The organism is Xanthomonas sp. NCPPB 2922 (genome assembly GCF_041520885.1).
Taxonomy (GTDB): Bacteria; Pseudomonadota; Gammaproteobacteria; order Xanthomonadales; family Xanthomonadaceae; genus Xanthomonas; species Xanthomonas campestris.
Genome location: NZ_JBGOFY010000003.1, coordinates 348,531 through 363,460, shown reverse-complemented (window position 1 = coordinate 363,460; position 14,930 = coordinate 348,531). Strand labels below are relative to the sequence as shown.

Sequence of the window (14,930 nt, the reverse complement as noted above, 5' to 3'; positions counted from 1 at the left end):
GGACACGTGCCCGCATACAGCGGGCACTAGCTATGCGATCAGGCCAGGCCCGCAAACGCGCGCTGGCACCACACCATGATCGGGTTCCAGGCCAAGCCCAGTGCGAGCAACGCGAGCGCATTGACACCCAGCACCGTCCCCAGCACGCGATCCTTGTTGGCAGGCAGCGGCTCGCCAACTGGTTCGTCGAAGTACATGACCTTAATGACGCGCAGGTAGTAATACGCACCGATCACCGCGCACAGCACGCCGACCATCGCCAGCCACAACATGTCGCCCTTCACCGCCGCGCCGAGCACGGCCAGCTTAGTCCAGAAACCGAGGAACGGCGGAATACCGGCCAGCGACGCCATGATGCAGAGCACCAAGCCAGCCATCCACGGGTTGCGTGCGTTCAGGCCCTTGAAGTCGTCGATGTGCTCAGCTTCGAAGCCGCTGCGCGACAGCGCAATGATGGCGCCGAACGACGCCGTAGACATGATGGTGTAGCTCACCGCGTAGAACATCGCCGCGGCATAGCCCTCTTCGCCACCACCGGCCACGCCCATCAGCAGGAAGCCGATATGCGAGACCGTTGAGTACGCCAGCATGCGCTTGAGGTTGCTCTGCGCGATGGCCATCAGGTTACCGATCACCAGCGATAGCGCAGACAGGCCACCGATCAGCAGATGCCACTGCGGCGACAGCGGGCCCATGCCCATTTCCAGAAGGCGATACGCCATGCCGAACGCGGCCAGCTTGGGCGCGGAGCTGATGAACAGCGCGATCGGCGCGGGCGCACCCTGATAGACGTCGGGCAGCCACATGTGGAAGGGCGCGGCACCCAGTTTGAAAGCCACGCCGGCGATCATGAAGATCGTGCCGGTCAGCAACAGCGTGCGCTCGCCCGAGCCTTCGATCGCATCGTGGATGCCGGCCAGGCTCAGCGTTCCCGTGGCGCCATACACCAGCGACATTCCGTACAGCAGCAGACCCGAAGCCAGCGAACCCAGCACGAAGTACTTCATCGCCGCTTCGGTCGCCAGGCCGTTGTCCCGGTTGGACGCCACCAGCGCATACGAGCACAGCGCCAGCAACTCCAGGCCCAGGTAGACCATCAGCAGGCTGCCGGCGGAGGTGAGCAGCATCATGCCGGCAGTCGCAAACAGCACCAGCACCGGAATCTCGCCCTGGTACAGATTGCGCTCGCGCAGATAGCTCCAGCCGTAAACCAGGCTCAGGCCACTGACCAGTACGATCACCGTCTTCATGACATCGGCGGCGGTGTCGCGCACGAACATGCCGTGGAAGGCTTCGCCCTGCCCGCCCGTGCCGGTTGCCAGCATCACCAGCACCACGGCCAGGACTGCGACAGAGAACAGGTGGGTCCAGACCTTGTGCCGCTGGCTCACGAACAGATCGATCATCAACAGTGCGAAGGCACCGCCGATCAGCACCAGCTCCGGTGCGAGCGGAGCCAGGTCAGCGGTGGTCAACGGCGCGAGCGTTGGCGTGGTCATCATCAAATCCTGAAAATCAATACGGACGGCAAGCGGTTAGAGCTTGGTCGTTGCAATCTGGGTCGCCAGCTTGGCGATCGACGGTTCCATCAGGTCGGTCAGCGGCTTCGGATACAGGCCGAGCGCCAACACACCGGCAGCAAACACGCCCAACACGAAGGCCTCGCGACCGTTGATGTCCTTCAGCTCCGCCACATGCGCATTGGCCACTTCGCCGAAGAACACGCGCTTGTAGAGCCACAGCGTGTAGGCCGCGGTGATCACCAGCGTGGTTGCCGCAGCAAAGGCCACCAACGGATGCTTCTGGAAGCTGGCCAGGATGACCATGAATTCGCCAACGAAACCGCTGGTGCCCGGCAGGCCGGCGTTCGCCATGAAGAACAACATGGCAAAGGTGGCAAACCACGGCATGACATTCACCACGCCGCCGTAATCGGCAATGCGGCGGGTATGCATGCGGTCGTACAGCACACCGATGCAGGAGAACATCGCGCCGGACACGAAGCCGTGCGAAATCATTTGCACCATCGCGCCCTGCAGGCCAAGACGGGCCGCATCGGTGCTGCCGTACTCGCGCACCAGGGTGAACGCGATGAAGGTACCGAGGGTGACGAAGCCCATGTGCGCGATGGACGAATACGCCACCAGCTTCTTCATGTCGTCCTGCACCAGCGCCACCAGACCGACGTAGATCACCGCGATCAGCGACAGCGCGATCACCAGCCAGGCCCATTGGTTGCTAGCGTCAGGCAGGATCGGCAGGTTAAAGCGCAGGAAGCCGTAGCCGCCGATCTTCAGCGCGATCGCCGCAAGGATCACCGAGCCGGCGGTCGGCGCCTCAACGTGGGCATCCGGCAGCCAGGTGTGCACCGGGAACATCGGCACCTTGACCGCGAAAGCGATCATGAACGCGAAGAAGATCCAGGTCTGTTCCTTGGCGGTCAGCTGCAGCGCGTACAGGTCGGCCAGCTGGAAGCTGCCACCCTTCAGGTACAGGTAGATCAGGCCCACCAGCATCAGCACCGAGCCGAGGAAGGTGTACAGGAAGAACTTCATGGCCGCGTAGATGCGACGCGGGCCGCCCCAGACACCGATGATCAGGAACATCGGGATCAGCATGGCTTCGAAGAACACGTAGAACAGCATCGCGTCGGTGGCCGCAAAGATGCCGACCGTGACGCCTTCGAGGATCAGGAAGGCCGCAACGTACTGGTTGACGCGCTTGTCGATCGAGCGCCAGGCGCCAATCAACGCAAGCACGGTCACCAGCGTGGTCAACACGATCAACGCGACCGCAATGCCGTCCACGCCCAGGTTGTAGCCGATGTTGTAGGCCGGGATCCAGGCATGTTGCTCGATGAACTGCATGGCATCGTTCGCCGTGTCATACCCGAGCAGCGGCAGACTCAGCACGAAGGTCGCCACAGCCACCGCAAGAGACGCCCAGCGGGCGGTCTCGGCGTTGCGCAATGCGAGGATCAGGGCGCCACCGATAATCGGCAGCCAGATCAGGAGAGACAGTAAAGGCCAGTTCGACACGTTTTCTTATTCCGTACAGGTCAACGCCAGAAATGCATCAGTACCGCCAACAAGGCGATCAAACCGATGATCATTGCGAAGGCGTAGTGATAGAGGAAACCGGATTGCGTGCGACGCAGCAGATGTGCAGCCAGGTCGATCAGTCGGGCAGAACCATTGACCGCCACGCCATCCACCACGTGGGTGTCGATTGCGCGGGAAGCCTTTCCAAGGACCACGCCACCACCGGCGAAGCCATTGATCCACAGCTTGTCAAAGCCGTACTTGTTTTCCAGCAGCCACACGATCGGCGCAAACGCCTTGCGTGACTTAGTGGCCAGCTCTGGCTTCCAGAGATAGAACAGCGCGGCCAGCAGCAGGCCGGCGACCGTCAGGAAGAACGGTGCCGCCATCATGCCGTGCAGCGCGAACGCCACCGGACCATGGAACTCTTCGGCCAATGCGCCGACGGTGTCGCGCGCCGGGTCGTAGAAGTCGACGATGCCGGTGAAGAACGACACGGCCTGCCCCTTCATCGCGTGCGCCGCGTGGTGGCCTTGCCAGTCGGTACCGAACAGCATCGGGCCGATGGTGAAGAAGCCGATCGCCACCGACGGAATCGCCAGCAAGATGAGCGGCAGCGTGACCACCCACTTGGACTCGTGCGGCTCGTGGGCACCATGGTGGCCATGACCATGATCGTCGTGCTCGTGTGCATCATGACCGTGGCTGTCGTGCGTATGCACCTGCGCCTCGGCATCGGTATGGGCGCTGTCGTGATGGGCGTGCACGTCATGTGCATGCGCATCGCGGAAGCGTTCCTTGCCGTGGAAGGTCAGAAACAGCAGGCGGAAGCTGTAGAAGCTGGTGACGAGCACGCCGCCGAGCACTGCCCAGTAGCCGTAGGTGGCAATCCAACTGTGCGACTCATGCGCGTGGTGCGCGGCCGCTTCGATGATGGTGTCCTTCGAGTAGAAACCCGAGAAGAACGGCGTACCGACCAGCGCCAGGGTACCGATCACGCTGGTCCAGTAGGTCACCTTCATGTACTTGCGCAGCCCGCCCATCTTGCGCATGTCCTGCTCGTGGTGCATGCCGATGATGACCGAGCCGGCTGCAAGGAACAGCAGCGCCTTGAAGAAGGCATGCGTCATCAGGTGGAACACGGCGGCCGAATAGGCAGAGACGCCCAGCGCGACGGTCATGTAGCCCAGCTGCGACAGCGTGGAATACGCCACCACGCGTTTGATGTCGTTCTGCACGATACCGATCAGGCCGGTGAAGAAGGCCGTGGTCGCACCGATGAACAGGATGAAGTTCAGCGCGGTTTCGGACAGCTCGAACAGCGGCGACATGCGCGCCACCATGAAGATGCCCGCGGTCACCATCGTCGCGGCATGGATCAGTGCCGAAATCGGGGTCGGGCCTTCCATCGAGTCCGGCAGCCACACATGCAGCGGCACCTGCGCCGACTTGCCCATCGCACCAATGAACAGGCAGATGCAGATCAGCGTCATCACGCTCCACTCGTGGCCGGCGAACAGCTGCACCTTGGCACCAGCCATGGTGGTCGCGTTGGCAAACACGGTGGAGTAGTCGAGCGAGCCGAACCACAGCAGCACCCCGGCAATGCCCAGGATGAAACCGAAGTCGCCCACACGGTTGACCAGGAACGCCTTCATGTTGGCGAACACAGCGGTCGGGCGCTTGAACCAGAAGCCGATCAACAGGTAGGACACCAGGCCCACCGCTTCCCAGCCGAAGAACAGCTGCAGGAAGTTGTTGCTCATCACCAGCGTCAGCATGGAGAAGGTGAACAACGAGATGTAGCTGAAGAAGCGCTGGTAACCCGGGTCTTCTTCCATATAACCGATGGTGTAGATGTGCACCAGCAGTGACACGAAGGTCACCACCACCATCATCATCGCGGTCAGGCGGTCGACCATGAAGCCTACATGCGCCGAGTAGTTACCGACGTCGAAGAAGGTGTACAGGTTCTGGTTGAACGGGCTGGCGCCCTGCTCCACCAGTTGGTACAGCGTCAGGCAGGACAACACGCAGCTGACCGCCACACCGAGGATGGTGACGTACTGCGCGCCCTTGCGCCCTACCTGGCGACCGAAGAGGCCGGCGATGATGCTGCCGACCAGCGGTGCAAGCACCACTGCGATCAGCAGACTCTTGGAGAGAGTGATTTCCATCTACAGGTCAGCCCTTCAACGTATCGACTTCGGCCACATTGATCGTGCGGCGCGTACGGAACAGTGTCACCAGGATCGCAAGGCCGATGGCGGCCTCCGCGGCGGCAACGGTCAGGATGAAGAACACGAACAACTGACCTGCGGTATCGCCGAGCTCGCGCGAGAAAGCGATGAAGTTGACGTTGACCGACAACAGCATCAGCTCGATCGACATCAACAGCACGATGACGTTCTTGCGATTGAGGAAGATGCCGGCCAGCGAGATGCAGAACAGCACCGCGCCCAAGCCCAGCAGGTGGCCCAAGGTAATCAAGACTTCGCCTCCTGTCCGTCGGTCGCATCCAGGGTCGGCGCAACCTGTACCGGCTTTTCAACCGCCATTTTGACCATGCGCAGACGGTCGGTGGACCGCACCCGCGACTGCTCGCTTGCGTTCTGCATCTTGATGCCGGTGCGCTTGCGCAAGGTCAGCATCACCGCCGCCACCACGGCAACAGTCAGGATCACCGCGGCGAACTCGAACGGCAGCAGGAACTCGGTGTACAGGCTCTTTGCCAGCCAGGTCAGGTTGGACGTATCGGCGGCCTGCGCGGCAGCGTTGTCGACCGGGAACGGAGTGGCCAGGCGTCCCTTGACCCCGATCAGCGTGACCATCTGGGCCAGCATGGCGACCGCCACGATGACGCCGACCGGCATGTACTTGACCCAGCCTTCGCGCAACCGGCTAGTGTCGATGTCCAGCATCATCACCACGAACAGGAACAGCACCATCACCGCGCCGACGTAGACCAGCACCAGGGTTACGCCCAGGAACTCGGCGCCCACCAGCAGCCAGATGCAGGCCATCGAGAAGAAGGTGAGGATCAGGCACAACACGGCGTACACCGGGTTGCGCACGCTGATCACCGCACCGGCGGAGACGACCACGACGGCGGAGAAGGCGTAGAAAGCAATAGTGACCCAGTCCATCATGACCTCAACGGAAGGCGGCATCGGCAGCGCGACGCTCGGCGATCTCGGCTTCAAGCCGGTCTCCGATCGCCAGCAGCTGCGGCTTGTTGACAATATTCTCGCCACGCTTCTCGAAGTGGTACTCGAGGATGTGCGTTTCGACGATCGAGTCGACCGGGCAGCTTTCTTCGCAGAAGCCGCAGAAGATGCACTTGAACAGGTCGATGTCGTAGCGCGTGGTGCGACGGGTGCCGTCCTCGCGCTTGGCCGAGTCGATGGTGATCGCCAGTGCCGGGCAGACCGCTTCGCACAGCTTGCAGGCAATGCAGCGCTCTTCGCCATTGGGGTAGCGACGCAGCGCGTGCAGACCGCGGAAGCGCGGCGACTGCGGGAACTTCTCCATCGGATACAGCACGGTGTACTTGGGCTTGAACGTGTATTTCAACGTCAGCCACAGCCCTCCGAGCAGTTCGAGCAGCAGCAGGCTCTTGAAGTAATGGGTGATCTTGTTCATCAATTACACGCCCTTCTGGATCACGCCGTAGAACACCATCAATGCCGTCACCGCGATCCACACGATCGTGAGCGGAATGAACACCTTCCAGCCCAGACGCATGATCTGGTCGTAGCGGTAACGCGGGAAGCTTGCGCGGAACCAGATGTAGGCACTCGCAAAGAAGAACACCTTCATCAGTAGCCACGGCCAGCCACCGGTCCACAGCCAATTGACCCACGGCGAGATATCTGCCGTGACCCAGCCCTGGATCGGGCTCAGCCAGCCACCGAGGAAGAAGATCGAGATCAGGAAGCTGACCAGGATCATGTTGGCGTATTCGGCCAGGAAGAACAGCGCGAACGCGCCGCCCGAATATTCCACCATGTGGCCGGCGACGATTTCCGATTCGCCTTCCACCACGTCGAATGGCGCGCGGTTGGTTTCGGCGACGCCGGAGACCCAGTACACGATGAACAACGGGAACAGTGGAATCAGGAACCAGTCGAAGAAGCCGGAGCTACCCGCCTGCGCAAACACGATCTGGCTGAGGTTGACGCTGCCCGAGGCGATCATCACGCCGACCAGCGCAAAGCCCATCGCGATTTCGTAGCTGACCACCTGCGCGGCCGAGCGCATCGCACCCAGGAACGCGTACTTGGAGTTGGACGCCCAGCCAGCCAGGATGATGCCGTATACGCCCAGCGAGGTCATCGCCAGCAAATACAGCAGACCCACGTTGGCATTGGACAACACCAGCTTCGCATCGAACGGCACCACCGACCAGGCCGCAAACGCCGGCGCCAGGGTGAGCAGCGGCGCGATGATGAACATCGCCTTGTGCGAGCTGCTGGGCTGCAGGATTTCCTTGAACAGCAATTTGAAGACGTCGGCGAAGGCCTGGAAAATGCCCATGCCCACGTACATCGGCCCATGGCGCACGTGCATCCAGCCGATCAGCTTGCGCTCCCAGACCACGTAGAAGGCCACCGTCACGATCACCGGCACGGCGATCAGCAGGATCTTCAGCACGGTCCACAGCAACACGCCGCCATCGCCCAGTCCGAGGAACCACTGGTGCAGGGGGTCGACCACGTTCAACAGCAACTCGTTCATGCAGCCACCACCGTTACCCGACCGGCACCCAACGGCGCGGTTGCGCCATGGCCGGATTCGATCCACACCGTGCCCGGTGCGACGCGCTTGTCCAGCACCACCGGCAAGGTTGCCCTGCCCGCGTCGGTGCCGACCTTGACCACTTGCCCGGCAGCGACCTGCAGCTGCGCGGCCTGCTCCGGATGCATCGCTACACACGGGGCGATGTTGAGCGGGTGCGACTGCAGCGCGGCGGCTCGGCGTACCACCGCATCGGTGCGGTAGATCGCAGCGGTTGAGGCAATCTCCAGACCTTCGCTCGCAGCAGCCGGCTGCGCGGACGTCGCTGCAGTCACGCTGCGCTGCTGCATGCCGGCGCGCAGACCGACCAGGTCGATGAACTCGAACCCAGCCAGACCCAACTCACCACCCAGTGCGCGCAGCACGCGCCAGCCCTCACGCGCCTCGACCGGCAACCGACCCGCAGCACGTGCGGTCTGCACGCGGCCATCGAGATTGGTCAGCGACGCATCGATTTCCGGCAAGGCGCCGATCGGCAGAATCACATCGGCCACGTCGCGTGTGGATGCACAGGCGAACTGGCTGAAAGCGACGACTTTTGCGCCGGCCAGCGCGCTGCGCGCAGCGGCCGCATCGGCGAAATCCAGGCCGGGTTCGATGCCGTACACCACATACGCCTGACGGGGCTCGGCAAACATGCCGGCGACTGTCCGTGCAGTCGGCAACACGCCCTGCGAGACCAGGCCGACCGCATTGGCGCCCTGTGGGATCCGGCACAGCGAGGCACCGGTTGCCGCAGCAAAGGCACGTGCCGCTGCACGCAGCGTGGCCGCCTGCGGATGATTTTCTGCCAGTGCGCCGACCACGATCACGGCGCGGCTTGCGCCCTTGACCGCATCACGCAACGTGGCATCGTCCAGCGCGCCAGCCAGCTGCGATGGCGAGACCACGGTACGGCTGGCCTGGGTGAAGGCGAAATCGAAATCGACCGGGTTGACCGAATGGATCTGGGTGCGGTTCTGGATGCTCGCCTTCCGCAGGCGGGCATGCAGCAGCGGCAGCTCATGGCGCACGTTGGTGCCGAACAGCACCACGACATCGGCCTGTTCGACCTCGGCCAGCGGCGTGGCGAAAGCTTCGGCAACAGCGGCATCGGAGAAATCGCGGTTGAGCAGGCGGTGATCCAGATTGCCGCTGCCCAGGCCCTCGGCCAGACGCGCCAGCAAGGTGCCTTCTTCGTTCGAGGTGGCCGGGTGCACCAGCACGCCGAGCTGATCACCGGCGTTGTCACGCAGGATCTGCGTCGCGGCGGCCAGGCCTTCGGCCCAGCTCACTTCAGTCCATTCACCGTTGACCTTCTTGAGCGGCTTCACCGCACGGTCTTCGGCGTACAGGCCCTGATGCGAATAACGGTCGCGATCCGACAGCCAGCACTCGTTGACGGCTTCGTTCTCGCGCGGCACGGTGCGCAGCACTTCGCCGCGACGCACGTGCAGGAACAGGTTGGAGCCCATCGCATCGTGATAACCGAGCGATTCACGTGCCATCAGTTCCCACGGACGCGCACGGAACTGGAACACCTTGTTGGTCAGCGCGCCCACCGGGCAAACGTCGATGACGTTGCCGGAAATTTCGGTGGTCAGCGGCTTGCCGTCGTAGGTGCCGATCTGCAGGTTCTCACCGCGATACATACCGCCCAGCTCGTAGGTTCCGGCGATATCGGCGGTGAAGCGCACGCAGCGCGTGCACTGGATGCAGCGGGTCATCTCGGTCGCCACCAGCGGGCCGATGTCTTCGTCCGGCACCACGCGCTTGCGCTCATTGAAGCGGCTCACCGAACGGCCGTAGCCAAGCGAGACGTCCTGCAATTCGCACTCGCCGCCCTGATCGCAGATCGGGCAGTCCAGCGGGTGGTTGATCAGCAGGAATTCCATCACGCTGCGCTGGTACTTCAGCGCTTTTTCGCTGCGCGTGGTGACCTTCATGCCGTCCATCACCGGCGTGGCGCAGGCAGGCGACGGCTTGGGCGACTTTTCAACGTCGACCAGGCACATGCGGCAGTTGGCCGCAATCGGCAGCTTCTCGTGGTAACAGAATCGCGGGATCGGGATGCCGGCCTTGTCGGCGGCCTGGATGATCATCGAGCCCTTCGGCACCACCAGCGACTGCCCGTCGATCTCGACGGTGACATGGTCCGGTGGCACGTTCGGGTTCACTGGTTGGGCGCTCATGCGGCCACTCCGACGTGCGTGTCGACGATCGAACGACCGTTGACGATGTAGTACTCGAACTCGTCCCAGAACTGGCGCAGGAAGCCTTGAATCGGCCATGCCGCCGCTTCGCCGAACGCGCAGATGGTGTGCCCTTCGATCTGGCCGGCCACGGTGCGCAGCTGGTGCAGGTCTTCCATCGTGGCCTTGCCGGCGACGATGCGCTCCAGCACGCGATGCATCCAGCCGGTGCCTTCGCGGCACGGGGTGCACTGGCCGCAGGATTCCTTGTGGAAGAACTGCGAGATGCGGCAGGCAAACCGCACGCAGCACACGCTGTCATCCAGCACCACGATGGCGCCGGAACCCAGACCGGTGCCGAGCGCGCGCAGGGTGTCGTAATCCATCTGCAGGCCAGCGACCTGGTCGGCCTTCAGCACCGGCATCGACACGCCGCCAGGCACCACGCCCTTGAGCTTGCGGCCCGGACGCAGGCCACCGGCCATTTCCAGCAGTTCGTCAAAAGTGGTGCCGAGCGGCACTTCGAAATTGCCGCCCTTCTGCACGCAGCCGGACACCGAGAAGATCTTCGGGCCGCCGTTCTTGGTCTTGCTCAACCCCAGGAACCACTCCGGGCCGTTGCGAATGATCGCCGGCACCGACGCGTAGGTCTCTGTGTTGTTGATGGTGGTGGGCTTGCCGTACAGGCCGAAGTTCGCCGGGAACGGCGGCTTGTAGCGCGGCTGGCCCTTCTTGCCTTCCAGCGATTCCATCAACGCGGTTTCTTCGCCGCAGATGTACGCGCCAGCGCCCAGCGCACCGTAGATATCGATATCCACGCCGCTGCCGAGAATGTTCTTGCCCAGCCAGCCGTTGGCATAGGCATCGGCCAGTGCCAGCTCGAAATTTTCGAACGGCTCGTGGTGGAACTCACCACGCAGGTAGTTGTAGCCCACGGTGGAGCCGGTGGCGTAGCAGGCGATTGCCATACCCTCCACCACCGAATGCGGGTTGTAACGCAGGATATCGCGGTCCTTGCAGGTTCCCGGCTCGGATTCGTCCGAGTTGCAGAGGATGTACTTCTGCATGGTGCCCTTGGGCATGAAGGACCACTTCAGGCCAGTCGGGAAACCCGCGCCACCGCGACCGCGCAGGTTGGATGCCTTGACCATTTCGATGACGTCGGCCGGCGGGATCTTCTCTTCGAGGATCTTGCGCAGCGCGGCGTAGCCACCGGTCTTCAGATAGCTTTCGTACGACCACGGGGTGTCGTAGTGCAGGGTCGTGTAGACGACCTGATGCGGCAGCGGCGCCGGACCGACCGGGCCTGAGGGTGCGTGATGATGTGCCATGCCTTACTCCAGCCCGTCCAGCAGCGCGTCGACCTTTTCTTTCGTCAGGTGCTCGTGGTAATGGCCGTTGATGACCATCATCGGCGCTGCAGAGCAGGCCGCCAGGCATTCTTCTTCGCGCTTGAGGTAGACGCGCCCATCGGCGGTCGACTGACCCAACTTGCAGCCCAGCTTCTTTTCCGCGTGCGCCAGCAGATCTTCAGCGCCATTGAGCCAGCAGCTGATGTTGGTGCAGAACGCCACGTTGTGGCGGCCGACCTTCTCGGTTTCGAACATCGAGTAGAAGCTGGCCACTTCGTAGGCCCACACCGGCGGCAGCTCCAGATACTTGGCCACGCCCACGATCAACTCGTCGGTCAACCAACCCTGGTTCTGTTCCTGCGCAGCATGCAGCCCCTGCAACACGGCCGAACGCTTGCGATCGGGAGGGAACTTGCTCAGCCAATGATCGATGTGCGCGCGCGTTTTGTCGCTCAGCACTACCTGCGGATCGACGTCGCGCGCCGCTTCGAAATTACCCGTCGCCTTCATCGGTCAACCTCACCGAAAACCAAATCGTAAGTACCGATCATCGCCACGACGTCGGCCAGCAAATACCCGCGCACCACCGCGTCCATCGAGGACAGATGCGCAAAGCCCGGCGCGCGCAGGTGCACGCGGAACGGCTTGTTGGCGCCATCGGACATCAGGTAGCAGCCGAACTCGCCCTTGGGCGCTTCAACGGCGCAATAGGTCTCGCCGGCTGGCACGCAGTAGCCTTCGCTGAACAGCTTGAAGTGATGGATCAGCGCTTCCATGTCGTCTTTCATGCCTTCGCGGCTTGGCGGAGCGACCTTGAAATTGGTGACCATGACCGGGCCTGGATTGGCCTTCAGCCACTTCACGCACTGCTTGATGATGCGATTGGACTCGCGCATCTCGGCCACGCGCACCAGGTAACGGTCGTAGCAGTCGCCGTTGGTGCCGACCGGCACGTCGAAGTCCACCGCGTCGTACTTGGCGTACGGCTGCTTCTTGCGCAAATCCCATTCGATGCCCGAACCACGCAGCATCGGACCGGTCATGCCCCAGGCACGCGCCAGATCCGGGCTGATGATGCCCACGTCCACGGTGCGCTGCTTCCAGATGCGATTTTCGGTCAACAACGTTTCGTATTCGTCCACACGGGACGGGAACGTGTCGGTGAAGTTCTCGAGGAAATCCAGCATCGAGCCTTCGCGCGCGGCGTTGAGCTTGGTCAGCGCCCCGCCCTTGTGCCAACGCGATTCCTTGTATTTGGGCATGCGATCAGGCAAATCACGGTAAACGCCGCCCGGACGGTAATAGGCGGCGTGCATGCGCGCGCCACTGACCGCCTCATAGACGTCCATCAATTCTTCGCGCTCGCGGAAGGCGTACAGCATCACCGCCATCGCGCCGAGGTCGAGCGCATTGGAACCCACCCACATCAAGTGGTTCTTGATGCGGGTGATCTCGTCGAACATGGTGCGGATGTACTGCGCGCGCTCCGGCGCTTCGATCCCCATCAGGGATTCGATGGCCCGTACGTAGGCGTGCTCGTTGCACATCATCGACACGTAATCCAGGCGGTCCATGTACGGAACCGACTGGTTGAACGGCTTGGACTCGGCCAGCTTCTCTGTGCCACGGTGCAGCAGGCCGATATGCGGGTCGGCACGCACCACGGTTTCGCCGTCCATTTCCAGGATCAGGCGCAACACGCCGTGCGCCGCAGGATGCTGCGGGCCGAAGTTCATCGTGTAATTGCGGATTTCCTGCTTGCTTTCCACAGGATTGCTCGCGAAGGCATCGGTTGCCTGGCGGTACTCACTCACTTGGCAGTCTCCGACTTGCCCACTTCACCAGCGGCAGTCTCATAACGCGCGTCGTCGCGGATCACGCGCGGCACGCCGACACGCGGCTCCACCGAGGTCACCGGCTCGTACACCACGCGCTTGCGCTCGTCGTCGTAACGCACTTCGACGTTGCCGATCAGCGGGAAGTCCTTGCGGAACGGATGGCCGACAAATCCGTAGTCGGTCAGGATGCGGCGCAGGTCCGGATGGCCATCGAACACGATGCCGAACAGGTCGAACGCCTCGCGCTCGAACCAGTTCACACCCGGCCAGATGTCGGTCAACGACGCGACCACCGGCACCTGCTCGTCGGGTGCATAGCACCGCACGCGCAGACGCTGGTTGTGCTGGTAGGAAATCAGCTGGGCCACCACCGCGAAGCGCTGCGTCGGCAGCTGCTGCGGTTGGGCACCGTTGGAACTTTCCTGGCTGGGGAATTCACCCCAGGCAAAGCGACCGAGCGCCTTGCCCTCGACACCACGGCTGAAGCCCTGGGACGACACGTCGGCGGTGTCCCACTCGTCGCTGCCGTAGCCGAGGTAATCAACGCCGCACAGGTCGCTGAGCTGCTCGAAACCGAGCTCGTCGCGCAGGGCAAGACAGGTGGCGTGCCACTGTGCCGCAGCGACTTCCAGCGTCACTTCGCCGCGCGGCTGGACCACGGAGATCTGCGCACCGGCGAAACGCGCCGCTAGTCGGTCAGTGAAGGAAGATGCTTGCTCTGCCATGGGGGCTTGGCTGCTCTCGGTAGGAGAAGACGGGTGTCAGCGTGCGATGGTCTGGGTGCGCCAGATTTTCTTCTGCAGCTGCAAGATGCCGTAGACCAGCGCCTCGGCGGTCGGCGGGCAGCCCGGGACATAGATGTCCACCGGCACGATGCGATCGCAACCGCGCACCACCGAATACGAATAGTGATAGTAGCCGCCACCGTTGGCGCAGCTGCCCATCGAGATGACCCACTTCGGGTCGGGCATCTGGTCGTAGACCTTGCGCAATGCCGGCGCCATCTTGTTGACCAGGGTGCCGGCGACGATCATCACGTCGGACTGGCGCGGCGACGGGCGGAACACCACGCCGTAGCGGTCCAGGTCCAGGCGCGCCGCACCGGCGTGCATCATCTCGACTGCACAGCAGGCCAGACCAAAGGTCATCGGCCACATCGAACCGGTACGCGCCCAGTTCAACAGCGCATCGACGCTGGTGGTCACGTAGCCCTTTTCGAGCAACGGATTTTCGCCTTCCGGGCGCAGGATGTCTTCGACCCGGCCTTCCGGCATCGGGTTGGTCATCAGACGATCCAGGGTCTGAATCACTCCCATTCCAGCGCTCCCTTCTTCCACACGTAGATAAAACCGAGGAACAACATGCCGACGAACAGGCCCATGGTGACCAGCGAGCGTGCGCCGATCTCCATGAACACCTGTGTCCACGGCACGATGAAGATGATTTCCAGATCAAACACGATGAACTGGATCGCGATGAGGTAGTAGCGCACATCGAACTTCATGCGCGCGTCTTCGAATGCCTCGAAGCCACACTCGTACGGCGAAAGCTTGCGCGCGTCCGGGCTGCGCGGAGCGAGGAACCGACCAATCAACATCAGCACGATGCCGATGCCAGTGGCGACAACCAGAAACAGCAGACTCGGCAAATATTCGGCCAGCACAGCGATTCTCTCTTGCCTCTGCCCGCACGCGCCGCGTGCCGGCATGGGGTATAGGCAGACCCCGCGCC

Annotated in this window: 14 protein-coding genes; all 14 read right to left on the bottom strand. The window is 62.7% G+C overall.

Annotation, left to right across the window (positions count from 1 at the left end):
* Positions 1-38: 38 nt before the first annotated feature.
* The 14 genes from nuoN to ACD584_RS06305 are packed head-to-tail and all read right to left on the bottom strand — an operon-like array spanning position 39 to position 14,862.
* On the bottom strand, positions 39-1,499 hold the full coding sequence (nuoN, locus tag ACD584_RS06370; protein ID WP_011037647.1) for an NADH-quinone oxidoreductase subunit NuoN: 1,461 nt from the start codon (positions 1,497-1,499) through the stop codon (positions 39-41).
* 36 nt (positions 1,500-1,535) lie between these two features.
* Positions 1,536-3,038, bottom strand: a complete 1,503-nt coding sequence (locus ACD584_RS06365) for an NADH-quinone oxidoreductase subunit M (RefSeq protein WP_011037648.1) — start codon at positions 3,036-3,038, stop codon at positions 1,536-1,538.
* Between the two features lie 20 nt (positions 3,039-3,058).
* A complete protein-coding gene (gene nuoL, locus ACD584_RS06360; protein WP_076036751.1) occupies positions 3,059-5,218 on the bottom strand; it encodes an NADH-quinone oxidoreductase subunit L in 2,160 nt (719 codons plus the stop codon).
* 7 nt (positions 5,219-5,225) lie between these two features.
* A complete protein-coding gene (gene nuoK / locus ACD584_RS06355) occupies positions 5,226-5,531 on the bottom strand; it encodes an NADH-quinone oxidoreductase subunit NuoK (protein WP_005914274.1) in 306 nt (101 codons plus the stop codon).
* Complete coding sequence (locus tag ACD584_RS06350) at positions 5,528-6,190, bottom strand: NADH-quinone oxidoreductase subunit J (RefSeq protein WP_175611841.1); 663 nt, start codon at positions 6,188-6,190, stop codon at positions 5,528-5,530. The genes nuoK and ACD584_RS06350 overlap by 4 nt, the downstream gene beginning before the upstream one ends.
* A 4-nt stretch (positions 6,191-6,194) precedes the next feature.
* Positions 6,195-6,683, bottom strand: coding sequence for an NADH-quinone oxidoreductase subunit NuoI (gene nuoI, locus ACD584_RS06345; protein WP_014508211.1), 489 nt, complete (start codon positions 6,681-6,683; stop codon positions 6,195-6,197).
* A gap of 3 nt (positions 6,684-6,686) precedes the next feature.
* Entirely contained in the window at positions 6,687-7,778 is a 1,092-nt protein-coding gene (nuoH, locus tag ACD584_RS06340) for an NADH-quinone oxidoreductase subunit NuoH (RefSeq protein ID WP_011037652.1), read from the bottom strand.
* Positions 7,775-10,009: an NADH-quinone oxidoreductase subunit NuoG gene (gene nuoG, locus ACD584_RS06335; RefSeq protein WP_076036750.1), complete on the bottom strand. Its 2,235-nt coding sequence runs from the start codon at positions 10,007-10,009 to the stop codon at positions 7,775-7,777. The genes nuoH and nuoG overlap by 4 nt, the downstream gene beginning before the upstream one ends.
* Entirely contained in the window at positions 10,006-11,340 is a 1,335-nt protein-coding gene (gene nuoF / locus ACD584_RS06330; RefSeq protein ID WP_012437962.1) for an NADH-quinone oxidoreductase subunit NuoF, read from the bottom strand. Before nuoF ends, nuoG begins: the two co-directional genes overlap by 4 nt.
* Positions 11,341-11,343: 3 nt before the next feature.
* Complete coding sequence (gene nuoE / locus ACD584_RS06325) at positions 11,344-11,871, bottom strand: NADH-quinone oxidoreductase subunit NuoE (protein ID WP_011037655.1); 528 nt, start codon at positions 11,869-11,871, stop codon at positions 11,344-11,346.
* Positions 11,868-13,175 (bottom strand): NADH-quinone oxidoreductase subunit D, encoded by a 1,308-nt coding sequence (locus tag ACD584_RS06320; protein ID WP_011037656.1) that lies wholly within the window; start codon positions 13,173-13,175, stop codon positions 11,868-11,870. Before ACD584_RS06320 ends, nuoE begins: the two co-directional genes overlap by 4 nt.
* Positions 13,172-13,924, bottom strand: a complete 753-nt coding sequence (locus tag ACD584_RS06315; protein ID WP_011037657.1) for an NADH-quinone oxidoreductase subunit C — start codon at positions 13,922-13,924, stop codon at positions 13,172-13,174. The genes ACD584_RS06320 and ACD584_RS06315 overlap by 4 nt, the downstream gene beginning before the upstream one ends.
* A 36-nt stretch (positions 13,925-13,960) precedes the next feature.
* The gene (locus tag ACD584_RS06310; RefSeq protein ID WP_016944318.1) at positions 13,961-14,515 is read right to left on the bottom strand and encodes an NADH-quinone oxidoreductase subunit B family protein; all 555 of its coding nucleotides are present in this window, start codon (positions 14,513-14,515) and stop codon (positions 13,961-13,963) included.
* Positions 14,506-14,862, bottom strand: coding sequence for an NADH-quinone oxidoreductase subunit A (locus tag ACD584_RS06305; RefSeq protein ID WP_011037659.1), 357 nt, complete (start codon positions 14,860-14,862; stop codon positions 14,506-14,508). The genes ACD584_RS06310 and ACD584_RS06305 overlap by 10 nt, the downstream gene beginning before the upstream one ends.
* Positions 14,863-14,930: the final 68 nt, after the last annotated feature.